Raw genomic sequence first — 22290 nt, forward strand, 5'->3', positions numbered from 1 at the left:
GCAGCCTGTGGGTCGCGCAGCGTGTCAGTCGCCCTTGGGGTCGTCGCCGCGCTTCTTGTCCTCCTCCTCTTCCTGTTCCTTCTCGTCCTTGAGGGACTTGAGGAAGTCGGGGTTGTCGTCGGGCGCGACGAATTTCGTACGGCGGCCCGGGGAGAAGGGCGTGATGCCGCTCGATGGGGTCCTGCGGACCTTGCCCGCCACGAACCAGGCGACCGGGCCGACCAGCACCTCGCCGAAGAGCAGGATGATGAACACCCACGCCACCTTCGGCAGCCCCTTCACCTCGTTCTCCGGGGTGTTCAGGCAGTCGATGAAGGCGTAGATCCACAGGGCCAGGACCAGCAGAAGGGGCAGATACCTGAGCATGAACGCGGCGATCCCCCAAGAGACGGCGAGGGGCTCGGGACGGCCCCGGTGACGGGGCCAGGGTAGCCCGTGGCCGATACTGGGACACATGGCTTACGACGATCTTCGCTCCCTGCTCAGGGCGCTGGAGCGCGAGGGTGACCTCAAGCGCATCAAGGCCGAGGTCGACCCGTATCTGGAGGTCGGGGAGATCGTCGACCGGGTCCAGAAGGCGGGCGGCCCGGCGCTGCTCTTCGAGAACGTACGTGGTTCGAGCATGCCGCTCGCCATGAACGTCTTCGGAACCGACCGGCGCCTGCTGAAGGCCCTGGGCCTGAAGTCGTACGGCGCGATCTCCGAGAAGATCGGCGGCCTGCTGCGCCCCGAGCTGCCGCACGGCTTCGTCGGCGTGCGCGAGGCCTTCGGGAAACTCGGCGCGATGACGCACGTACCGCCGAAGAAGGTGAAGGACGCACCCGTCCAGGAAGTCACCTTGTACGGCGACGAGGTCGACCTCGACGACCTGCCCGCCCTCTTCACCTGGCCCAAGGACGGCGGCTCCTTCTTCAACCTGGGGCTCACCCACACCAAGGACCCCGAGTCCGGCATCCGCAACCTCGGGCTCTACCGCCTCCAGCGCCACGACAAGCGCACCATCGGCATGCACTGGCAGATCCACAAGGACAGCCGGAACCACTACCAGGTCGCTGCCCGGCGCGGTGAGCGCCTGCCGGTCGCCATCGCCTTCGGCTGCCCGCCGGCCGTGACCTACGCCTCCACCGCCCCGCTCCCCGGCGACATCGACGAGTACCTGTTCGCCGGGTTCATCGCGGGCAAGCGGATCGAGATGGTCGACTGCAAGACCGTGCCGCTGCAAGTTCCGGCGCAGGCGGAGGTCGTCATCGAGGGCTGGCTGGAGCCCGGCGAGATGCTGCCCGAGGGGCCCTTCGGCGATCACACCGGCTTCTACACCCCGCAGGAGCCCTTCCCCGCGCTGAAGATCGACTGTGTGACGATGCGGAAGCGGCCGCTCCTACAGTCGATCGTCGTAGGCCGCCCCCCGACGGAGGACGGACCGCTGGGCCGTGCAACGGAACGCTTCTTCCTCCCGCTGCTGAAGATCATCGTCCCGGACATCGTGGACTACCACCTGCCGGAAGCCGGGGGTTTCCACAACTGCGCGATCGTCTCGGTCGACAAGAAGTACCCCAAGCACGCCCAAAAGGTGATGCACGCTGTATGGGGTGCGCACATGATGTCCCTCACCAAGCTGATCGTGGTCGTCGACTCCGACTGTGACGTCCACGATCTGCACGAGGTCGCCTGGCGGGCACTCGGCAACACGGACTACTCCCGCGACCTCACCGTCGTGGAAGGTCCGGTCGACCATCTCGACCACGCCTCCTACCAGCAGTTCTGGGGCGGCAAGGCGGGCATCGACGCAACGAAGAAGTGGCCCGAGGAGGGCTACACGCGAGACGGCGGCTGGCCCGACATGGTGCTGTCCGATCCGGAGACGGCGGCGACGGTCGACCGCCGGTGGAAGGAGTACGGGCTTTGAGTTCGGCATCCGCCGCGATCCCGCAGCCGGGACGCACCAAGGCGTTCCTGCGTCTGGTGATGATCGAGCACTCGGTCTTCGCCCTGCCCTTCGCCTACATCGCGGCGCTGACCGCGATGTTCCAGTGGGACCGGAACATCCACTGGGGCCGGCTGCTGCTGGTCACCGTCTGCATGGTGGGTCTGCGCACCTTCGCGATGGCCGTGAACCGGATCATCGACCGCGAGATCGACGCCCGCAATCCGCGGACTGCACACCGTGAGCTGGTCACCGGTGCGATGTCGGTGAAGCACGCCTGGACCGGCGCGCTGATCGCCGTAGTGATCTTCCTGGGCTCCGCGGCGCTCCTCAACCCCCTCTGCCTCGCCCTCGCCCCGGTCGCCGTCATCCCGATGGTGATCTATCCCTACGGCAAGCGGTTCACGAACTTCCCGCAGGCCATCCTCGGTCTCGCCCAGGCGATGGGGCCGGTCGGGGGCTGGCTGGCGATCACCGGTGAGTGGTCCTGGGACGCGGTGATCCTGGGGCTCGCCGTCGGTATCTGGATCGGCGGCTTCGATCTGATCTACGCCTGCCAGGACGTCGAGACCGACCGTGAGGTCGGTGTCATGTCGGTTCCGGCGCGCTTCGGGATTCCGGCCGCGATCTGGGGCGCGCGCGTCTGCCACGCGATCACGACGGCGCTGTTCGTCTGGTACGCCCTGGACACCGGCGCCGGCGCCTTCTTCTGGTTCGGTCTGCTGATCGTCGCGGCCGCGTTTGTGTACGAGCACAACATCGTCCGCCCGCACGACCTGTCCCGCCTGAACAGGGCGTTCTTCAGCGTCAACGGGTTCATTGGGATTGCCCTGTTCGTGTGTGCGCTGATGGATCTGCTGGTGCGGGGACTTACCGTCTAGGGCGGTCTGTTGTCGGTCGGCTGCGGCGCCGTTGTGGCTGGTCGCGCAGTTCCCCGCGCCCCTGGGGGCGTTGCGGAACCGGGGTGGGTTTGGTGGCCGTGGGAGGTGCGGCGGTCTGTTGTCGGTCGGCTGCGGCGCCGTTGTGGCTGGTCGCGCAGTTCCCCGCGCCCCTTGCGGGGCGCTGTGGTGCACCGGGATTCGCCAGTCCCCGCCTGTGCGGCGGGCTGTGGTGCACCGGGATTCGCCAGTCCCCGCCTACGCGGCGCGCGGACCTATTGCCGGGCGGCGGAACAGATACGCCGCCACGACGCCCGACACCAGGCCGATCAGGTGGCCCTGCCAGCTGACGCTGGTCTGGGTCGGTGCGAGGCCGGCCAGGATCGAGCCGCCCCAGACCGCGGCGATGAGCAGGCCGACGAGGATGCCGAGTGGCCGGCGCTCCACGAAGCCGGTCACCAGCAGGAAGCCGAAGAGGCCGAAGATCAGGCCGGAGGCGCCCGCGGTGTTGCTGTGCGCCGGGGATATGAGCCACACACCCAGTCCGTCCGCGACGATGATCAGCGCGCAGACCATCGCGAACCGGCGTAGGCCGCCGAGGGCCGCGAGGAAGCCGAGGATCAGCAGCGGCACGCTGTTGGCGGCGACATGGGCGAAGCCGAAGTGGAGGAAGGCGGCGGGCACGATGTCGACCAGCTCGGACGGTTCGCGCGGGGTGATGCCCAGGCCGTCCAGCGCATGGCCGCTGACCACGTCGACCACTTCGAGCAGCCACAGCAGGGCCACCCAGCCCACCATCAGCTTGGCCGCGGTCTTCGCACGGTCGCCGCGCGCCAACACCGGGCCCGCACCCGCGCCGACACCCGCTTTCGCCGCCGCGGCACGCTGCCTCGCTCCCGCCCTCCAGCCGGAGCCCGCACCCATATCCGCCATGGCGTCCCCCAGCCCTAGCAGTCCTAGCCCGTCACTCATGGCAACGGCCCGCACCCTCGGCCGGTTCCCACCCCGTGAAGCCGGATAGGCTCGGGGTTGTGAACCGAGTCAAGCCAGGAGAGACGGGGCGTGTGCCTTGGATCGTAGGGGTGTCCGGTGCCTCCGGCACCCCGTATGCCGCTGCCGTGCTGCGCGCGCTGCTGGCCGCCGGGGAGGGCGTCGACCTGGTCGTCAGCCGGGCCTCCCGGCTCACGCTGCTCGATGAGACCGGCATCTCCTTCCGGGACGCGCACTGGCGGGAGGACCTGCGGGAATGGCTGTCGCGGGGGGCCGACGGCAAGCCGGACTCCTTCGACGTGGACGTGGACGTCACGGGCGTACGGCACTGGGCTCCGGGTGACCTGGCCGCGGGCCCGTCCTCGGGGTCGTACCCCACCAAGGGGATGCTGATCGTGCCCGCCTCCACCGCCTGCGTCGCGGGCGTCGCGCTCGGGCTGTCCAAGGACCTGTTGCAGCGAGCGGCGAGCGTGACCCTGAAAGAGCGCCGCAAGCTCGTCGTCGCCGTACGCGAGACACCCCTGAACGGGCAGACCCTGCGCCACCTGGTGACACTGGACGACGCGGGCGCGACCGTGGTGCCCGCCTCGCCCGCCTTCTACGCGGGGGCCACGCACATCCAGGACCTGGTGGACTTCGTGGCCGGCCGGGTCCTGGACGCGGCGGGTGCCGAGCACGACCTCTACCGCCGCTGGACGGGCGAACTCGGCGGCGGGGCCGGCACCACTTGAGGCGGCACCACTTGAGGCGGCACCACTTGAGGCGCCACCTGAGCCACTCAGCACACCAGAACATCGGAATCGTCGGAATCGGCGGAATCAGCGGAAGGCTTCGAATCGCATGGACGCGGTGGACAGGCAGCTCATCCAGGCCCTGAGAGAGAACGGCCGGGCCTCGTACGCGGAGCTGGGGCGCCTCGTCGGCCTGTCGGGACCCAGCGTCACCGACCGCATCAACCGGCTGGAGGCGGCCGGCGTCATCACCGGCTACCGCGCCACCGTCGACGCCGCCTCGCTCGGCCTCGGCGTCACCGCCCTGATCGGCATCTCGCTCTCCGACGCCACCGACCACGAGGACGTGGCGCAACGGCTGAAGGACCTCTCCGAGATCGAGGACTGCTGGTTCATCGCGGGCGAGGACTCCTACATGCTGAAGGTGCGCGCCGCGGACGTCGACGGTCTGGAGAAGATCATCCGCCGGCTCAGCGGCACCAAGGGCGTCTCCCGGACCCGCACCACGATCGTGCTCTCCACGAAGTGGGAGAACCGGGTCGGGGAACTGCCCGAGGAAGCGTAGACGTACGGTTGGACAGGTTGTCGGAGAAAGGTGTGAGCATGGACGTCGGGCTCAAGCGCGAGCTGGAGCAGAAGGTCAGGGCCGGTGAGCGGCTGACCCGCGAGGACGGCATCGCGCTGTACGAGTCGGACGACCTGGCCTGGCTGGGCGGTCTCGCGCACGAGGTGCGGACCCGCAAGAACGGCGACGTCGTGCACTTCAACGTCAACCGTCACCTCAACATGACCAACGTCTGCACGGCCTCCTGCGCCTACTGCTCCTTCCAGCGCAAGCCGGGCGAGAAGGACGCGTACACGATGCGCATCGAGGAGGCGGTGAAGCTCGCCAAGGCGATGGAGGGCGAGAACCTCACCGAGCTGCACATCGTCAACGGGCTTCATCCCAATCTCCCGTGGCGGTACTACCCCCGCTCCCTGCGCGAGCTGAAGGCCGCCCTCCCGAACGTGTCGCTGAAGGCGTTCACGGCGACGGAGATCCACCACTTCGAGACGATCTCCGGGCTGAGCGCGAGCGAGATCCTGGACGAGCTGATCGACGCCGGGCTGGAGTCCCTCACCGGCGGTGGCGCGGAGATCTTCGACTGGGAGGTGCGCCAGCACATCGTGGACCACCGCACCCACTGGGAGGACTGGTCCCGCATTCACCGCCTGGCGCACGAGAAGGGTCTGAAGACCCCGTGCACCATGCTGTACGGCCACATCGAGGAGCCGCGGCACAGGGTCGATCACGTCCTGCGCCTGCGTGAGCTCCAGGACGAGACGAACGGCTTCCAGGTCTTCATCCCGCTGCGCTACCAGCACGACTTCGTGGACATGAAGGACGGCAAGGTGCGTAATCGCCTTCAGGCGCGTACGCAGATGGCCACGGGTGCCGAGGCCCTCAAGACCTTCGCGGTCTCGCGCCTCCTCTTCGACAACGTCCCCCACGTCAAGGTCTTCTGGGTCATGCACGGCGTCCAGACCGCCCAACTGGCCCTCCAGCACGGCGCCGACGACATGGACGGCTCGGTCGTCGAGTACAAGATCACACACGACGCGGACAACTACGGCACGCCGAACAAGCTGACCCGCGAGGACCTGCTGGACCTCATCACGGACGCCGGCTTCCGTCCGGTGGAGCGCAACACGCGGTACGAGATCATCCGGGAGTACGAGGGTCCGGACCCGGAGCGCCGGGAGTCGCCGCAGCCGATGCGGGTCTGACCCGCCGTAATAGGTACGATCGGTCCGTGTCCCTTACTTTCACTCTCGACCCCGCCGTGGACCCCGCCCTGCGCGACGGGGTCCTCGACCTGTGGACCGATGTCTCCAACGCGGGCGGATCCGTCGGCTTCGTGCCGCCGGTGACGCGGGAAGCGATACGTCCGGAGCTGGTGAAGCACCTCGTGGCCATGGCCGAGGGGCGGACCCGGCTGCTCGTCGGGCACGACGACACCGGGCAGGTCGCCGCCGCGGCCTTCCTCGCCTTCAACACCCACCGGCTGATGACGCACTGGCTGTGGCTGTACACGGTGATGGTGCACCCCCGGCACCAGGGCAAGGGGTACGGGCGGGACCTCCTCGCCGCCGCCGAGGACGCGGCCCGCGGCTTCGACGGCGTCGAGGCGATCCGGCTGACCTGCCGCGGCGGCAACGGCCTGGAGCGGTTCTACGGCTCCTGCGGCTACAAGGAGGTCGGCCGGGTGCCGGGCGCGATCCGCGTCGCTCCCGGGGACGACCGCGACGACATCCTCATGCTGCTGTCGCTGAGGTGAGCCACGCACCCCCCTCCAAGATCGGATGCGGCGCGTGCTTCACTGGACGGGACTGTTCGTTACGGAAGAGTGGATTGAGATGCTCCGCTACACACTGATGCGCCTCGGGATCTTCGCGGGCTGCTTCGTGGTCGTCTGGGGCCTCGTCTACTCCGGCCTCGCCCCGCGCGGCCTCGGCGCCTCGAACGGCATGTGGGTCGTCCTCCTCGCGCTCGTGCTCTCCGCCCCGCTCAGCTTCGTTCTCCTGCGCAAGGAGCGGGACCGGGCGTCGGTGAAGATCGTCCAGAAGGTGGACCGGGTGAAGGCCAACCTGGACGCCAACCGCTCCCAGGAGGACGTGGCGGACGACACCTCCCGCGCACAGGGGCACGCTTCTTAGGGCTCTGCCGCGGCCTGCGAACCGTAGGCTGACCCTCATGGGTGTCGTGAAGACCAAGCGGATGCCGCGTGCCGTACGTGAGCAGCAGATGCTCGACGCCGCCGTACAGACCTTCGGCCAGCGTGGATACATGGCCGCGTCGATGGATGAGATAGCCGAACTCGCGGGCGTCTCCAAGCCGTTGGTCTATCTGTACCTCAACTCGAAGGACGACCTCTTCACGGCGTGCATCCGCCGGGAGGCGACCGCTCTGACCGAAGCGGTGCGCAAGGGCGTCGACCCGGGCCTCCCCGCGGACCGCCAACTCTGGGCAGGGCTGCGGGCGTTCTTCACGCACACCGCGCGGAACCCGGACGGCTGGTCGGTGCTGCACCTCCAGGCCCGTACGCACGGTGAGCGGTTCGCCGCCGAGGTCACCGCGATGCGCGAGGAGATCGTCGCGTTCGTGACCCAGTTGATCCTGGCCGGCGCCCGCGAGGCGCACCGCGACCCCGATCTGCCCGAGCGTGAGGTCGCCGGTCTCGCGGAGGCCCTGGTCGGCGCCGCCGAGTCGCTCGCCGCCTGGGCGAACGCGACCCCCGGCGTGACCGCCCGTCAGGCCGCCGCGACCCTGATGAACTTCGCCTGGGCGGGCCTGGGCGATCTGACGGAGGGCCGACCCTGGTCACCGCCGGAGGGTCAGACAGGGTAGACCCCGCCGCTGACGTGCGTCCGGTCGCCGCCCCGCAACTCGAACCGCTCTCCGCGCGCCGCGTATGTCACCGTCCCCGGCAACAGCACCGGCGCCCTGAACTCGGCGCGCACCAGCGCCCGTTCGGGAACCCCGTGCGCCGCCAGACACCGCGCCACCGTCCACATCCCGTGCGCGATGGCCCGCCGGAAGCCGAACAGCCGGGCGGTCAGGGGATGGAGATGGATCGGGTTGCGGTCCCCGGACGCGGCCGCGTACCGCCGCCCGATGTCCTCACCGAGCCGCCATTCGGCGATGTCGGGCAGCGGCCCCGGCCCTTCCTGCGGCGCCCGGTCCATACGGCCGTCCGTCCGGTGCCGGGCGAGATACGTGCTCCTCGACTCCCATACGACGTCCCCGGCCGCCCGCACCTCCGTGACGACCGCGGCCTCCGTGCCCCGTCGATGCGGCGCCAGTCCGTCGACGTAGACCGTCACTTCGTACTCCTCGGTCGCCGCCAGAGCCCGCCGCTGCGTGATCTCGATCGACGTGTGGACCAGTCCCAGCAGCGGCAGTGGAAAGCCCCGTCCGCTCATCAGCCGCATGGCCAGCGGAAAGCCCAGCACATACGGGTAAGTCACCGGCAGCGCGTCGTCCCCGGTGGCGAACCCGCACACGCGCTCGTACGCGGCCAGCCGGGCGAGGTCGACGCGCACGCCGGGCAGGACGAGCCGGGTGCGGGGGAAGTCGGCGTCGGGGCGGGGCCGCTTGAAGGGGGAGAGGAGCGCGCCGCGGGCGAGCAACGGCGCGAGGGCGGGCGCATCGGTCAGGACGGCCATGTCCAACTCCCCACGTGAAGGTCTCCGCTTACTCGGAAGTAAGGTTACCGCAGGTAAGGCTAGGTCGAGGAGTACGCTCGGAGGGCGTCGGAGGTGAGGATTTCTCACCTTGGGAGGCCGTCAACGGCCAGGTAGATTGGGTAAGTTGACCTCGTTTCGGCAGGGGCCTCGGTGACCGCCGAGGTTGCACATCCCCGGCCCTGTACCACCCCGTAACCCGCACCAACTCCACACCTGGGCACCGTACGATCTCCCACCTAACCAGCGGTAACACGCGTGGCCGCACACCCGCTGGTGAACGCCGCAGTACGCGCTGCGCGTACCTCATGCAGCAGAGCGGTACGAGCTGCACGCCCCAGGAGCTGCCATGTCGATCCCGCAAGCGTCATCGTCCGGCTACACCCCCGACTTCGGCATCGACCTCGACTACGACGGCGAGCCGGTCCTCAGGGCACCGGAGATACGCCGGCTCGACGGGGTGGTCCGGGAGGTGTCCATCCCTCCGCTGGTCGCGCCGGCCGCGCACGGCTCGCTCGCCGACCTGCCGTTCGACAACGAGGAGGCGGCACCGGGACAGGTGGTCCTCAGCCGCAAGACGGCGGACGGCAGCTGGACGGACGTGACGGCGGCCGAGTTCGCCGCGCAGGTGCACGCGGTGGCCAAAGGGCTGATTGCCGAGGGACTGGTCCCCGGCGACCGGGTCGCCATCATGGCGCGTACGACGTACGAGTGGACGCTCCTCGACTTCGCCGCCTGGGCGGCCGGCCTGGTGACCGTCCCCGTCTACCCCACCTCCTCCGTCTTCCAGGTCCGCTGGATCCTCCAGGACTCCGGCGCGGTCGCCCTGGTCACCGAAACCGTCGGACAGGCCTCCGCCCTCGGCCCCGAGCGCGAACGCCTGCCCGACCTGCGTCATATGTGGGTCATCGAGAAGGGCCATGTGGACCGGCTGGCGGAGCTGGGCGAGCGGGTGCCGGACCAGGAAGTGGACGTACGCCGCGGGATGCTGGTCCCCGACACCCTCGCCACCCTCATCTACACCTCGGGCACGACCGGCCGCCCCAAGGGCTGCGCGCTCACCCACGGCAACTTCTTCGCCGAGGTCGACAACGCGATCGAACTCCTCTACCCGATCTTCAAGTCGAGGACGAGCGAAGAGCCGTCGGTGCTGCTGTTCCTGCCGATGTCGCATGTCTTCGGCCGCATGGTGGCGATCGCCTGCGTCCGGGCGAGAGTACGGCTGGGCCATGCGCCGAGCCTGAAACCGGACGAACTGCTGCCGGATCTGGCGAGCTTCAAGCCGACCTGTCTGCTGGCCATCCCGTACATGCTGGAGAAGATCTTCAACAGCGCGCGGGCCCGTGCGGAATCCGGCGGCCGGGTCTCATCCTTCGACCGCGCGGCGAACGTGGCCATCAAGTACGGCGAGGCGACGGAGGCGAAACAGGCGAGGTCGGGCTCGGGCCCGAACCGGGCCCTGAAAGCCGCGCGCACCTTCTACGACCCTCTGGTCTACCGCCGTATCCGCAACGCCATGGGCGGACGCGTCCGGTACGCGATCTGCGGCGGCTCACCGCTGGGCAGGCGGCTGGCCGCGTTCTACGCCGGCGCGGGCATCGAGATCTACGAGGGCTACGGCCTGACCGAGGTCACCGGCGCGGCGACCATCACGCCCCCGCTCAAACCCCGCCTGGGCACGGTCGGCTGGCCGCTCCCCGGCACGAAGGTCCGGATCGCGGCGGACGGGGAGATCCTGCTGGCCGGCGATCAGGTACTGCGCGGCTACTGGGACCCGCAGGCCGGCGGTGTCGTCCCCGCCGCCCCCGACGGCTGGCTGGCGACGGGGGACATCGGCGTCCTGGACGACGAGGGCTACCTGACCATCACCGGCCGCAAGAAGGAGCTCCTCATCACCGCGGGCGGCAAGAGCGTGGCCCCCGCCCCCCTGGAGAACTGGCTCCGCTCCCACCCCCTGATCTCCCAGTGCATCGTCCTGGGCGACGGCCGCCCCTACGTCTCCGCGCTGATCACCCTCGACCTCGACGGCATCACCCACTGGCGCCAGATGAACGGCAAGCACCCCGTCCCCGCGGAACTCCTCGTCAACGACGACGAGTTGATCGCCATCCTCCAGCGCGCGGTGGACGAGGCGAACAAGCTGGTCTCCCGCCCCGAGTCGATCCGCCGCTTCGCGATTCTGCCCCAGGACTTCACGGAGTTCTCCGGCCACCTGACCCCTTCCATGAAGCTCCGGCGCGATGCGGTCATGCGGGACTTCTCGCAGGAGATCGAGGGGCTCTACGCGAGGTAGGTGGTGGGGGCGTACGTGAGGAAGTCGGCCCAGACGGTGGGCGAGACGGCGAGTCGGGGACCGTCTCCCTCCGGGTGCTTGGAGTCGCGGATGTGGATGGTGTGGGGGCAGGGGGCGACCTCTAGGCATTCGCCGCCCCCGCCGCTGCTATAGCTGCTCTTGAACCAGGTGAGTTCTTCAGCGTTCATAGCCGTCCCCGCAGTCTCTCGATCAGGTCCAGTGACTCGTTGGGCCTGAGGGCATGTGCCTGAAGGAGTCCGTAGCGCTCGTTCAGAACGCGCACTTCTTCCACGTCGGTGATCAGTCGTGGATACGTATGGATCTCCACGTACGCTACCTGCTCCCCCCTCCGGACTGTCAGCAGGTTGAACGGGCCATCCATGCTGGGTTGTTCCTCGCGATCCATGGGCATCACCTGGAGGGCAACGGTTCGCAGGCTCCCGAGCCGCAGCAGGTACTCCAACTGTGCGGCGTGCACGTCCCGCCCGCCGACGGGCCGCAGCAGCACGCTCTCGTCGAGCACGAAGCTGAACGTCGGCGACGGCCCGTTCTCGAGGATCCGCTGCCGAGCGATGCGGTCCGCCACACGTTTTTCGATGGCCAGCTCGTGCAGAAGCGGACGCCACTGGGTGAACACGGCTCCCGCGTAGTCCCCGGTCTGCAGCAGTCCCGGCACCAACTGGTTGCTGTACACGTGCAGAGCCGTGGCTTCGGCCTCCAGCACCGCATAGCCGCGATACCACTCCGGGTGCCGCGTCCGAGTCTTGGCCATCGCCTTCTTGACGTCAGGAATCGCCTCCTTCAACAACCCACCCGCATCCAGCAGTTCATCCGCCTTCTCCAGGAACTCCGGCCGAGTGACCCGCACCCCCCGCTCCATCGCGCCGATCTGGTCCGGCCCGTACCCGACCTTCTGTCCGAACTCCTTCTGCGTCCACCCCTTCCGCTCCCGCAGCAGCCGAATCATCTTGCCCAGCGCGCTGAAGAGTTCGGTCGTCCCCTCGGCCTCCGCCGGAGTCTCCGGCCTCCGCTCGTCCGTCACACGCGTCACCGCCCTCACGTCGTCGTGGTCACGGCCGACCGCCCGACTCCGTACCCCTCGCAGCCGTACAGCTACGCAGAGTCGCTCCGTCGCCCCTGGTCAGCGTAGATACAACCGACCACGCTCAGTGATGTGAAAGCCGAAATCTCCACCCCCGCGACCGTCCTCACGCAGCGCCTGAGCGCCACCCCCCGAGGCGCCCGCCTCGCCAGACGCCTCACCGCCCTGCAACTCACGGCCTGGGGGCACCCGTACGACAGCGAGGTCAACCGCACCGCCCAGCAACTCGTCGCCGAGCTCGCCGCAAATGCCGTGACCCATGGCCGTGTTCCCGGGCGGGACTTCGAGCTGCGCCTGCTGCTCCTCCCGGAGGGCACTCTGCGTATCGAGGTGAGTGACGCGAGAGGCGACCGGCAACTCCGGTTCGTCAATGAACCGGAGGGCGAGAGCGGTCGAGGCCTGATCCTGGTCTCTCTCCTCGCTCTCACCTGGGGTGTAGCCGAGCGGGGCGTCGGCAAGACGGTATGGGCGGAGCTCGCGCTCAAGGAACCCGAGCAGTGATCACGGAAAACGGTTGCTGTCTCGTTACGACAACAGCTTGACGTGACATGCCCTCTCCGCGTTTGCTACCGCCACTCGGGTTAGCAATGTCGCTCGTCCGCTCGGAAGGCGCCAGCAGTGAACGCTAGTTCCCCCCACACGTCAGCCGCACGTCGTGTTGTCATAGCCCTCGCCGCCTCGGCCTCGGCCTTTTCGCTCACCGCTTGCGGTGTCGTCGAGGGGATCGGGGGCGGCGACAGCTCCGCGTCCCCGGAGAAGGGCGACGACATCACGGTCGGTCTCCTCCTGCCCGACAAGGACACGGCACGTTTTGAGAAGTTCGACTACCCGCTCATCAAGAAGGAAGTCGCCACCCTCACCAACAACAAGGGCAAGGTCGTCTACGCGAACGCCGAGGCGAGCGTGGACGAGCAGAGCCGGCAGTTCCAGCGGATGATCGACGACGAGGTGGACGTGATCCTGGTCGACGCGCTGGACGCCAAGTCCATCGCGTCGGACGTGCAGAAGGCCAAGGACGCGGAGATTCCCGTCATCGCCTACGACCGGCTCGCGGAGGGGCCCATCGACGCGTACGTCTCCCACGACAACGAACAAGTCGGCGAGGTGCAGGGCCGCACCCTCGTGGACCAGCTCGGTTCCAAGGCCGCGTCCGGCAAGGTCGTCATGATGAACGGCGATCCCGACGATCCGAACACGGCGCGGTTCAAGAAGGGCGCACTCGACGAGCTCAACGGCAGGGTCGAGATCGTCAAGCAGTACGACACCGACAAGTGGTCGCCCGAAGTCGCCAGGGCGAACATGAAGAAGGCGATCGAGGCCGTCGGGCTGAACAACATCGCCGCCGTCTACTCCGCGAACGACGGCATGGCGGGCGCCGTCATCGAGGCCCTGGAGGACGCGGGCGCCACCAGTGTTCCGCCGGTGACCGGGCAGGACGCCAATCTGGACGCGGTGCAACGGATCGTCTCCGGTGAGCAGTTCATGACCGTGTACAAGCCGTTCCAGCTGGAGGCGACCAACGCCGCGAAGATGGCCGTGTACAGGGTCCAGGGGCGCTCGATCCAGTTCGACTCACTGACCCAGGACTCGGTCGACAGCCCGACGCAGAAGGACATCCCCGCGCAGCTGGTGCCCGTGGTCGCCGTCACGAAGGGCAACATCGAGGAGACGGTGATCGAGGACGGCGTCTACACCGTCAAGCAGATCTGCACTTCGGCGTACCAGGCGGACTGCGAGGCCATCGGCCTGAAGTAGTCGGCCCGCCCTTGAGGCTGCCGCGAATGGCCGCCTGGCGTCTGCGGGCCCGTCGTGGCTAGTCGCGCAGTTCCCCGCGCCCCTTTGGGGCGCTACCGCTCGGCGGGTTTGTGGACGATCAGGCTTGCCTGTCGGGTTGTCTCGTTCGGGGCGGGTTCGCGCACCATCCGCATGACGGGTGCGAAGCCGGTGGCCCGGAGCAGTCCGTCGATCCGGTCCGGCTGTCGCCGCTGGAAGTCCAGCACCACCTCGTGCCCGAAGGGCCGGTCGTGGCGGCGGGGCTCGTCGCCGATCTGGAAGGCGATCAGGAGGTGGCCGCCGGGTGCCAGGACGCGGCGGAACTCGGCGAACAGGGAGGGGAGTTCGTCCACAGGGGTGTGGATGGAGGAGTACCAGGACACCGCCCCCGCGAGCGAACCGTCGGGAAGGTCCAGCTCCAGCATGGAGCCCTGCTCGAACCGCAGCCCGGGATTCTCCCGCCGGGCGATCGCGAGCATCGACTCCGACAGGTCGAGCCCGAACACATCCAGCCCCAGCTTGGCCAGATGCCCCGTCACCCGCCCGGGTCCGCAGCCCAGGTCGGCCACGCGACCGCCCGTCCCCACCAGCTCCGCGAACCCGGCGAACACCGCCCGGTCCAGCGGCTTGATGGCGAGCTCGTTGTGGAAGAGGTCGGCGTAGTCCTCGGCGATGGCGTCGTAGAAGGTGCGGGTGGCGGTGAGGAATTCGGCTTCGGTCATGGTCGCGGACCCTATCGACCCCCACTGACACTCACCCCACTCCCGCCGCCCGCAGCACCGCCGTCGTGCCCGCCGCGCCGAGCACGACCACCACGAACGGCGCCCTCAGCCAAGCCAGCACCCCCGCCACCAGCACCCCACCCGGCCGCGCCCACCCCGCGAAGTCCCCGCCCTCGGTCAGCGCGCCGGTCGCGAGGAGGGCGGTGAGCAGGACGACCGCGCCTGCCGACATCAACTCCTGGACCCTCGCGGGGAGTTCGACCCGTCCGTAGAGGACCGGTCCGACCAGCCGGAAGGCGTACGTCCCGACCGCCAGCGCCAGAATCATCGCGATCGTCGCGCTCATATCGCCGCCCGCCTCCGTCCGTATATGAACAGCCCGGCGAGTGCCGCCAGCACCGGCACGCCGGCCGGGACGACGGGGGTCACCGCCAGCGCCAGGGCCGCGCCGAGCACGGCGGCTCGCCGTACCCCCGCGTCCTTCCGCAGCGCGGGCAGCACCAGCGCCACCAGGACGGCCGGGAAGGCCGCGTCGAGGCCGTACGTCCCGGTGTCGCCGAGCGCGCTCCCGGCGAGCGCCCCGGCCGCCACGCCCGCGTTCCAGACGACGAACAGGCCGATCCCGGAGACCCAGAACGCCGTACGTCGCCGTACGGGATCCGCCTGGGCGAGGGCGAAGGCGACCGTTTCGTCGGTGACGAGGTGTGCGCCGAGGAGGCGGGCCAGGCGCCCGGGGCCGATGATTTCCGCGACGGCGAGGCTGAAGGCGACCGTGCGGGTGTTGAGCAGCAGACCGGTGGCGGCCGCCGCGACCGGGCCGCCACCGGCGAGCAGCACGCCGACCGCGCTGAACTGGGCGGAGCCCGCATAGACGACCAGCGACATCACCACCGGCACCCACACCGGCAGCCCACCGGCCACCGCGATCGCGCCGAACGAGACACCGACGACGCCGCTGGCCAGCCAGACGAGGGCGCTGTCGCGTAGGAGGGGTGTCATCATCGGTGTTCGGATCAGCGAACGCATGTTTTCCACAATGAACGGTCAGCTATCGTTCGTCAAGGCGAACGATCGTACTTGCAGAGCGAACAGACGGAAGTGAACCGCATGAGCGAGCCCCTCACGTGGATCGCCGCCTCGCTGCGGCGCGAGCGTGCCCGGACCGGGCTGTCACTGTCGGAACTGGCCAAGCGGGCGGGGATCGCCAAGTCCACGCTTTCCCAGCTGGAGGCGGGCAGTGGAAATCCCAGCGTGGAGACGCTGTGGGCGCTGGGCGTCGCGCTGGGGGTGCCGTTCAGTGCTCTGGTCGAGCCGCCGACGCAGGCCGTACAGGTGGTCCGAGCCGGGCAGGGACCGACCGTGGCGTCCGAGCGGGCGGACTATGTCGCCACGCTGCTGTCGGCCAGTCCGCCCGGTGTTCGGCGGGACATCTACCACCTGTGGGCGGAGCCGGGGGCGGCCCGGGAGTCGGAGCCGCACATTCCGGGGACCGTGGAGCATCTGATCGTCAGCTCGGGGCGGCTGAAGGCAGGGCCGCGCGGGGGCGAGGTCGATCTCGGGCCCGGTGACTACATGTCGTATCGCGGGGATGCGCCCCATTCGTATGAGGCACTGCTGCCCGGGACCACGTTCGTGCTGGTCATGCAGCACATGTGAAAGGCAGGAGCCCCGCTGCCTTGCGGCACGGGGCTCCTTGGGTACTGCTCTCAGTTCCGGATCAAAGCACCAGGCTCCGAGGACCGAATGATCAGACGGGGGTGACGTTCTCCGCCTGCGGGCCCTTCGGGCCCTGGGTCACGTCGAAGGAAACCTGCTGGTTCTCCTCGAGGGAGCGGAATCCGCTCGCGTTGATCGCGGAGTAGTGGACGAAGACGTCGGGGCCTCCGCCTTCCTGGGCGATGAAACCAAAGCCCTTTTCGGCGTTGAACCACTTCACGGTTCCGGTAGCCATAAGCCCTCCTTGGGCCCAAAGGGTTGCCCTGCTCCAGAACCTGCAAGTGTGAAAACAGTGCCGCACAACTGCATACGTCTGAAAACGACGAGAGCCCGCGGTTACATGCTCCGCAGGCTCTGTACTGCAAGGGAAACCAAACTGCAACTTGCGGCGAGCCTAGCACGCAGGCAGCCGAAAGCAATAGAGGCCAAGATCACGTCACTCGGAAGTTTGAGGACCTCGGCTTGAGGTTGACGGGGCCTGTGTGGTGGTTCGCGGGCACCCTGAAGAGTGCACCGTACCTCATGGGGTCTAGTCTCGCGATGTGGACATTTCTCGCACCCGGCCGCGCGTCGGCCACATCCAGTTCCTGAACTGCTTGCCCCTTTACTGGGGGCTCGCGAGAACCGGCACCCTCCTCGATTTCGAGCTGACCAAGGACACGCCGGAGAAGCTCAGCGAGCGGCTGGTGCGCGGAGACCTCGACATCGGGCCCATCACGCTCGTCGAGTTCCTGCGCAACGCCGACGACCTGGTCGCCTTCCCGGACATCGCCGTCGGCTGCGACGGACCCGTGATGTCCTGCGTGATCGTCTCGCAGCTCCCGCTGGACCGGCTGGACGGGGCCCGGGTCGCCCTCGGTTCGACCTCGCGCACCTCGGTCCGCCTCGCCCAGTTGCTGCTCGCCGACCGTTACGGCGTACGGCCCGAGTACTACACGTGCCCGCCCGACCTCAGCCTGATGATGCAGGAGGCCGACGCGGCCGTACTCATCGGGGACGCCGCCCTGCGCGCCAACCTGCTCGACGGGCCGCGGTTCGGCCTTGAGGTGCACGACCTCGGCGCGCTGTGGAAGGAGTGGACGGGGCTGCCGTTCGTCTTCGCGGTGTGGGCCGCCCGACGCGACTACCTCGAACGCGAGCCGGTCATCACCCGACAGGTCCACGAGGCCTTCCTCGCCTCCCGCAACCTCTCCCTCGACGAGGTCGGCAAGGTCGCCGAACAGGCGGCCCGCTGGGAGGCCTTCGACGAACGGACCCTGGAGCAGTACTTCACGACCCTCGACTTCCGCTTCGGGGGCCCGCAGCTGGAGGCGGTCGCCGAGTTCGCACGCCGCGTCGGTCCGACGACCGGCTTCCCGGCGGACGTGAAGGTGGATCTGTTGCAGCCGTAGGAGCGTCTGGACCAATAGGCTCCCGGTTGGCGCAGGCGTACGGGGAAAAGGGGGCGCCATGCAACCGCTCGACGTCGACGAACCCACCGCCGTGGGTCCCTACCGGCTGCTCGGCCGGCTCGGCTCCGGCGGCATGGGCCGGGTCTACCTGGGCCGCAGCTCCGGCGGCCGCACGGTCGCGGTCAAGATCGTGCACCCGCACTTCGCGCTCGACGAGGAGTTCCGCGCCCGTTTCCGGCGCGAGGTCGAGGCCGCGCGCCGGGTGGGCGGAGCGTGGACCGCGCCGGTGCTGGACGCCGATCCCGACGCGCGGGTGCCGTGGGTGGCCACGGGGTACGCGGCGGGCCCGTCGCTGACCGCGGCGGTCGCGGACGTGGGTCCGTTGCCCCCGCATTCCGTACGGGCCTTGGGTGCGGGTCTGGCCGAGGCGCTGGCGGCCGTGCACGAACTGGGCCTGGTCCACCGGGATGTGAAGCCCTCGAACGTGCTGCTCACCCTCGACGGGCCGCTGTTGATCGACTTCGGGATCGCGCGGGCCACGGACGGTACGGCGTCCCTCACGTCGACCGGCGTCTCGATCGGCTCGCCCGGCTATATGTCGCCCGAGCAGATCCTCGGCAAGAGCGTCACGGGCGCGGCGGACGTCTTCTCGCTGGGGGCGGTGCTGGCGTACGCGGCGATGGGCGAGCCGCCGTTCCCCGGTGACTCGTCGGCGGCGCTGCTCTACAAGGTCGTGCACGAGGAGCCCGAACTCGGTTCCATGACAGGGGACTTGCGGGAGTTGACGGCGGCTTGTCTGACGAAGGACCCGGGTGGGAGACCCGCGCCTGGTGAGGTGGCGCGGCGGTTGGCTCCCGAGGGTGCGGCTCGGCTGGTCGCGGGTGGGTGGCTGCCGGGGGCGCTGGTCGAGCAGGTCAGTCGTAGTGCCGTACAGCTGCTGAATCTTGACGCGGTCGGGGAGCGGCCGTCCGGGCCGGTGGGGTTCAGCAGTCCGTCGGTGGGCTCCGGCAGTCCGTCGGTGGGGGAGTTCGGGCCGCCGCCTGTCATGAGCCCGCCGTCTGTTTCGGTGCCTGAGCAGCGTGACGCTTCCGTGCCTGAGCCGCGTGACGCCGAACCGGGGGCCGCCCAGCCGCCCGGCAAGCTCTCCGTCTCCGTCGCGGCGACGTCGGCGCCGGGGGCCGGTGGGCGTGGGCGTCGGCTGAGTTGCACGGTGGCTCTCGCGGTCGCCGGAGCGCTGGCTGCGGTGACGGTCGGGTCGGTGTTCGTGTTCGACCTGCTGCCGGGCAACGGCCAGGGCGACGGGGGCAGTTCGGACACCCAGGCCAGCCCTTCGGCCGGCGGGAGCGAGACCGAGTCGCCGGGTGCCGGCGGGTCCGCCGTCCCCGCCGCCTACCTCGGCACCTGGGAGGGCCAGGCCACCGGGCTCGGCGGCAGCCTGCCCATGGGGACCTTCCGGCTCACCGTCCACAAGGCGGACGTGGGCGAGGAGTTGGGCCGACTCCGGCAGACCGATCAGCTCGGCCTGGCCTGTAATGACGTACTGACCCTGAAGAGCGTGTCCGAGAAGCAGATCGTGGCGACGTCCGTGGGGGCGGAGGGCAATCACTCGGGGTGCAGTCAGGCCGCGGCGACGGTTCGGATCACTCCGGTCGGGGACGATCTCAACTACCGGTCGGACAGCGCGGAGTCGGGGAATCCGACGTCCCGGATGTCGAAGATCAAGTAACGGCCGCACTGTCAGGACATCTTTCGTCCATTCCTCCCCACGGTTCCGTATGTCAGACAACCATTCGTGAAGCACGCTCATCTAAGACGGCGAATCACCCGCAATTCGCCGGAGGCTTGCCGAGAATGGTCAGTCCGAGCCTGTCCTTGGCCGGTTCCCTGAGTGGAAGTGGCTTTACTCACAGGAACGCAAACCGCCGACCGGACAGGGACAGGGTGTGAACCCGACCACCCGTCCCGAGCGGACGCAACAGGCGACCCCCGCACCGCAGTCGCCCGGAGCCGCGCACGGTCCCTGGACACGGCTCCGCCTCCGCCTGCCGGGCCGGCCCACCGGTCCGGCCCCCACCGCCGCTCTGCTCGCCGCGGCCCTCACCGTCACCGTCCTGTGCGCCGGCGACATCGTTGCCCGCAGCTACCCCTTCGGCTTCCGTACCCGCAGCGTCAACGACCTCGGCAACCAGTACGTACCCTTCCACGCCCACCTGTGGGACCTGCTGCACGGACGGGCCGACGGCGGTCTCCTCGTCAACTGGCAGTCCGGCTACGGCTCCAGCTTCCTCCCCGACCTCGGTACCTACGTCAGCAGCCCGTTCGCCCTGCTCGTGGGGGTGTTCCCGCGGGACGAGATCGACCTCGCGGTGTATGTGATCACCCTGCTGAAAGTGGCGTCCGCCGGGGCCGCCATGGCCTGGCTGCTGCTCAGGATGCGCCCCGGCCGCTGGTGGGTGGCGGGGCTGCTCGGAGCGTCGTACGCCTTGTGCGGCTGGACCCTGGCGACGTCCGTCTACAACACGATGTGGCTCGACGGCCTCATCGCCCTGCCGCTGCTGTGCCTGGTCGGTGAGTGGACGCTCGACGACCGGCGCCGGGTTCTCGGTGTGGTGGTCGTGGCGGTCGCCTGGATCGCCAACTTCTATACGGCGTACATGGCCACGCTCGCCGTGGGTCTGGTGCTGCTGCTCCGGCTCTGGCTCGCCGACTCACCGGTGCGGCAGAAGCTCGCGGCCGCGGGCCGGGCGGCCCTGACCGTCGCACTCGGCGTGGGCCTGGCGGCTCCGCTCGTGGTGGTCGTGTACTTCGGCACCAAGCACGCCTACCCCGGCATGGTCCGGACGTTCGTGCCCGCACCGACGGAAGACCTGCTGGCCCGGCTGCTGCCGACGACGTACAGCTTCGGCTCGCCCGCCGTGTACGTCGGCATGACAGCGCTGCTGCTCGCCCTCGCCCTGCCCTTCCACCGAAAGGTCCCGCGCCGGGTCCGCTACGGCTGGACGCTGCTCGTGGCCGCCGTCGCGCTGTCGCTCCAGTGGGGCCCGACCCACCTTCTCTGGCACGCCTTCTCCACCCCGAACGGCAGCCCGTACCGCCAGACCTTCGTGCTCTGCGGGCTGCTGGTGATCGCCGCGTGGCATGCGCTGTCGTACGGCCCTCCCGGCCTGCGTGCGCTGGGTGCGGCGGGTGGGCTGCTGGTGCTGGTCATCGCCGTCGCGATCGGCAGTGCGCTGACGGACCGCTCCTTCATCCTGCCGCTCACGCTGCTCGCCGCCGTGGGCGCACTGGGCGGGCTGGCCCTGCTCGCCCAACGCCCCGCCAAGCGCCCCGCTCTGATGGCGGGGCTGGCCGTGACCCTGCTCCTGGGCACGCAGCTCGGCGAGGCCACCGCCACCTCCGCGGTGGCCACCCGGCTGCGCTTCGGGCACCTGGACGACTACGCGCCCTGGGGAGACCGGCAGCAGCAACAGGCGGACGCGATCGCCGAGGCCGACGGCTGGCCCCGGTACCGGACCGACCCGGGCCGGGAGCAGACCGTCGGCAACGACCCGCTGATGGTGGGCGGTCAGGGCGCCCAGTACTACAGCAGCCTGACCTCCGACGTCCTCAGCCGCACGCTCATCGCCCTCGGCGACGGCTACACCTCGCGCGGCCGCAACATCCAGAGCCTGGACAACGCCGTCACGGACGCGATCTTCTCCGTCGGCGCGCGGGTGCACTCCCCGCCGGACCCGCATCAGGGATGGTTCCCGCAGGACGGCAGCAAGGTGACCGTGTCCCGGCAGGAGGTGCCGCCCCTGGTGACGGTACGGCCGTCCGGCGGCGCGGGCGTCTCCGCCTTCGGTCCGTCGGCGTACCGCAATCAGGAACTGCTGCTGGGCGCCCGGGTGTACACCGTGCCCCGCATCAAGCGCGTCGAGACTTCCGCCAGGTCGACGATCACCACCACCTGCCCGGCCGGCAGCGAGGCGTACCTCTGGGCCCCGCGCTTCTCGGGCACCGCGAGCATCACCGGCTCGGACACCCCCGGGCGCTTCCGGTCCGACCCCGGGACCAAGATCGCCGCGATGGAGCGGCTCGGCACGGTCCCGGCCTCCGGACGGCTCCGCATCGAGCTGTCCCCGAACCGGCCGGGCGTCGTCGCGGACGGAGCGGTCGGCTGTCTGGACACCGCGCGCCTGCGGGCGGCCGTCGACCGGCTCAGGACCACCGGCGCCACGAAGGTGACCGTCTCCGACGGCACGATCCGTGCCGAACTCCCCGCCGGCAGCAAGGGAACCGCGGTGGTCGCGGCACCCCGCATCGCCGGGTGGCGGTGCACGACGGGCGACGCCGACGCCGTACCCGCACGGCAGTACTACGGCCTGATCGCCGTGCCCCTGGACGGCTCCTCGACCAGCCTCACCTGCACTTTCCACCCACCGGGCCTGCGACTGGGCGGAGCAGTGGGGGCCGCGTCCCTGCTGACCCTCATCGTCCTCGGCACCTTCGCCGCCGTCAGGCGACGGCGCGCACACGACCACGCGAGCGCATGACCACCGCTCTC

24 protein-coding genes are annotated in these 22290 nt (G+C 69.4%); 15 read left to right on the forward strand and 9 right to left on the reverse strand.

What is annotated here, in order from left to right; genetic code table 11:
* Window positions 1–24: 24 nt before the first annotated feature.
* Window positions 25–366, reverse strand: coding sequence for a PLD nuclease N-terminal domain-containing protein (locus KCH87_RS39430; protein WP_210592706.1), 342 nt, complete (start codon window positions 364–366; stop codon window positions 25–27).
* Between the two features lie 88 nt (window positions 367–454).
* Here KCH87_RS39430 and KCH87_RS39435 point away from each other — a divergent pair, with 88 nt between their 5' ends.
* Window positions 455–1906, forward strand: a complete 1452-nt coding sequence (locus KCH87_RS39435) for a menaquinone biosynthesis decarboxylase (protein WP_210592707.1) — start codon at window positions 455–457, stop codon at window positions 1904–1906.
* Window positions 1903–2805: a menaquinone biosynthesis prenyltransferase MqnP gene (gene mqnP, locus KCH87_RS39440; protein WP_210592708.1), complete on the forward strand. Its 903-nt coding sequence runs from the start codon at window positions 1903–1905 to the stop codon at window positions 2803–2805. The genes KCH87_RS39435 and mqnP overlap by 4 nt, the downstream gene beginning before the upstream one ends.
* Window positions 2806–3060: 255 nt before the next feature.
* Here mqnP and KCH87_RS39445 read toward each other — a convergent pair whose 3' ends face one another.
* Window positions 3061–3600 carry a rhomboid family intramembrane serine protease gene (locus tag KCH87_RS39445; RefSeq protein ID WP_247197487.1) on the reverse strand — a complete coding sequence of 180 codons (540 nt, stop codon included), beginning with the start codon at window positions 3598–3600 and terminating at the stop codon, window positions 3061–3063.
* A gap of 266 nt (window positions 3601–3866) precedes the next feature.
* On the opposite strand from KCH87_RS39445, the gene KCH87_RS39450 reads away from it, so the two are divergent.
* The 6 genes from KCH87_RS39450 to KCH87_RS39475 all read left to right on the forward strand — a co-directional run bounded on the left by KCH87_RS39450 (window position 3867) and on the right by KCH87_RS39475 (window position 7911).
* On the forward strand, window positions 3867–4523 hold the full coding sequence (locus KCH87_RS39450) for a UbiX family flavin prenyltransferase (protein ID WP_210592709.1): 657 nt from the start codon (window positions 3867–3869) through the stop codon (window positions 4521–4523).
* A 109-nt stretch (window positions 4524–4632) separates the two neighbouring features.
* Window positions 4633–5088, forward strand: coding sequence for an Lrp/AsnC family transcriptional regulator (locus KCH87_RS39455; RefSeq protein ID WP_210592710.1), 456 nt, complete (start codon window positions 4633–4635; stop codon window positions 5086–5088).
* A gap of 38 nt (window positions 5089–5126) precedes the next feature.
* Window positions 5127–6290, forward strand: coding sequence for an aminofutalosine synthase MqnE (gene mqnE / locus KCH87_RS39460; protein ID WP_210592711.1), 1164 nt, complete (start codon window positions 5127–5129; stop codon window positions 6288–6290).
* A 26-nt stretch (window positions 6291–6316) separates the two neighbouring features.
* Window positions 6317–6841 carry a GNAT family N-acetyltransferase gene (locus tag KCH87_RS39465; protein ID WP_210592712.1) on the forward strand — a complete coding sequence of 175 codons (525 nt, stop codon included), beginning with the start codon at window positions 6317–6319 and terminating at the stop codon, window positions 6839–6841.
* A gap of 79 nt (window positions 6842–6920) precedes the next feature.
* Window positions 6921–7220, forward strand: coding sequence for a DUF4229 domain-containing protein (locus KCH87_RS39470; RefSeq protein ID WP_210592713.1), 300 nt, complete (start codon window positions 6921–6923; stop codon window positions 7218–7220).
* Window positions 7221–7257: 37 nt separating this feature from the next.
* Window positions 7258–7911: a TetR/AcrR family transcriptional regulator gene (locus KCH87_RS39475; protein ID WP_210592714.1), complete on the forward strand. Its 654-nt coding sequence runs from the start codon at window positions 7258–7260 to the stop codon at window positions 7909–7911.
* Here the strand turns inward: KCH87_RS39475 and KCH87_RS39480 are convergent.
* Window positions 7899–8729, reverse strand: a complete 831-nt coding sequence (locus tag KCH87_RS39480; protein WP_210592715.1) for a MaoC/PaaZ C-terminal domain-containing protein — start codon at window positions 8727–8729, stop codon at window positions 7899–7901. The two genes, KCH87_RS39475 and KCH87_RS39480, sit on opposite strands and share 13 nt — an antisense overlap.
* Before the next feature lie 367 nt (window positions 8730–9096).
* On the opposite strand from KCH87_RS39480, the gene KCH87_RS39485 reads away from it, so the two are divergent.
* Window positions 9097–11040, forward strand: a complete 1944-nt coding sequence (locus tag KCH87_RS39485; RefSeq protein ID WP_210592716.1) for a long-chain fatty acid--CoA ligase — start codon at window positions 9097–9099, stop codon at window positions 11038–11040.
* Here KCH87_RS39485 and KCH87_RS39490 read toward each other — a convergent pair.
* Together KCH87_RS39490 and KCH87_RS39495 are read right to left on the reverse strand one after the other, a co-directional pair.
* Window positions 11028–11228, reverse strand: a complete 201-nt coding sequence (locus tag KCH87_RS39490) for a DUF397 domain-containing protein (RefSeq protein ID WP_210592717.1) — start codon at window positions 11226–11228, stop codon at window positions 11028–11030. The two genes, KCH87_RS39485 and KCH87_RS39490, sit on opposite strands and share 13 nt — an antisense overlap.
* The gene (locus KCH87_RS39495; RefSeq protein WP_374199091.1) at window positions 11225–12091 is read right to left on the reverse strand and encodes a Scr1 family TA system antitoxin-like transcriptional regulator; all 867 of its coding nucleotides are present in this window, start codon (window positions 12089–12091) and stop codon (window positions 11225–11227) included. The genes KCH87_RS39490 and KCH87_RS39495 overlap by 4 nt, the downstream gene beginning before the upstream one ends.
* Before the next feature lie 123 nt (window positions 12092–12214).
* On the opposite strand from KCH87_RS39495, the gene KCH87_RS39500 reads away from it, so the two are divergent.
* Both KCH87_RS39500 and KCH87_RS39505 read left to right on the forward strand, forming a co-directional pair.
* Window positions 12215–12643 carry an ATP-binding protein gene (locus KCH87_RS39500; protein ID WP_210592718.1) on the forward strand — a complete coding sequence of 143 codons (429 nt, stop codon included), beginning with the start codon at window positions 12215–12217 and terminating at the stop codon, window positions 12641–12643.
* A 117-nt stretch (window positions 12644–12760) separates the two neighbouring features.
* Window positions 12761–13897 (forward strand): sugar ABC transporter substrate-binding protein, encoded by a 1137-nt coding sequence (locus KCH87_RS39505; RefSeq protein ID WP_210592719.1) that lies wholly within the window; start codon window positions 12761–12763, stop codon window positions 13895–13897.
* Window positions 13898–13989: 92 nt separating this feature from the next.
* On the opposite strand, the gene KCH87_RS39510 is transcribed toward KCH87_RS39505, so the two are convergent.
* The 3 genes from KCH87_RS39510 to KCH87_RS39520 are packed head-to-tail and all read right to left on the reverse strand — an operon-like array spanning window position 13990 to window position 15663.
* On the reverse strand, window positions 13990–14637 hold the full coding sequence (locus KCH87_RS39510; RefSeq protein ID WP_210592720.1) for a class I SAM-dependent methyltransferase: 648 nt from the start codon (window positions 14635–14637) through the stop codon (window positions 13990–13992).
* Window positions 14638–14668: 31 nt separating this feature from the next.
* Window positions 14669–14983: an AzlD domain-containing protein gene (locus KCH87_RS39515; protein WP_210592721.1), complete on the reverse strand. Its 315-nt coding sequence runs from the start codon at window positions 14981–14983 to the stop codon at window positions 14669–14671.
* Complete coding sequence (locus KCH87_RS39520; RefSeq protein ID WP_210592722.1) at window positions 14980–15663, reverse strand: AzlC family ABC transporter permease; 684 nt, start codon at window positions 15661–15663, stop codon at window positions 14980–14982. The genes KCH87_RS39515 and KCH87_RS39520 overlap by 4 nt, the downstream gene beginning before the upstream one ends.
* An 81-nt stretch (window positions 15664–15744) precedes the next feature.
* On the opposite strand from KCH87_RS39520, the gene KCH87_RS39525 reads away from it, so the two are divergent.
* The gene (locus KCH87_RS39525) at window positions 15745–16293 is read left to right on the forward strand and encodes a helix-turn-helix domain-containing protein (protein WP_210592723.1); all 549 of its coding nucleotides are present in this window, start codon (window positions 15745–15747) and stop codon (window positions 16291–16293) included.
* A gap of 91 nt (window positions 16294–16384) precedes the next feature.
* On the opposite strand, the gene KCH87_RS39530 is transcribed toward KCH87_RS39525, so the two are convergent.
* On the reverse strand, window positions 16385–16588 hold the full coding sequence (locus KCH87_RS39530; protein WP_003992177.1) for a cold-shock protein: 204 nt from the start codon (window positions 16586–16588) through the stop codon (window positions 16385–16387).
* A 307-nt stretch (window positions 16589–16895) separates the two neighbouring features.
* Here KCH87_RS39530 and KCH87_RS39535 point away from each other — a divergent pair, with 307 nt between their 5' ends.
* From KCH87_RS39535 to KCH87_RS39545, 3 genes are all read left to right on the forward strand, one after another.
* Complete coding sequence (locus tag KCH87_RS39535; RefSeq protein ID WP_210592724.1) at window positions 16896–17744, forward strand: menaquinone biosynthetic enzyme MqnA/MqnD family protein; 849 nt, start codon at window positions 16896–16898, stop codon at window positions 17742–17744.
* 58 nt (window positions 17745–17802) lie between these two features.
* Complete coding sequence (locus KCH87_RS39540; protein WP_210592725.1) at window positions 17803–19470, forward strand: serine/threonine-protein kinase; 1668 nt, start codon at window positions 17803–17805, stop codon at window positions 19468–19470.
* A gap of 217 nt (window positions 19471–19687) precedes the next feature.
* On the forward strand, window positions 19688–22279 hold the full coding sequence (locus KCH87_RS39545; RefSeq protein WP_374199092.1) for a YfhO family protein: 2592 nt from the start codon (window positions 19688–19690) through the stop codon (window positions 22277–22279).
* Window positions 22280–22290 lie beyond the last annotated feature (11 nt).

Origin of the sequence: Streptomyces sp. GESEQ-35 (assembly GCF_017948485.1) — a bacterium.
Taxonomy (GTDB): Bacteria; Actinomycetota; Actinomycetes; order Streptomycetales; family Streptomycetaceae; genus Streptomyces.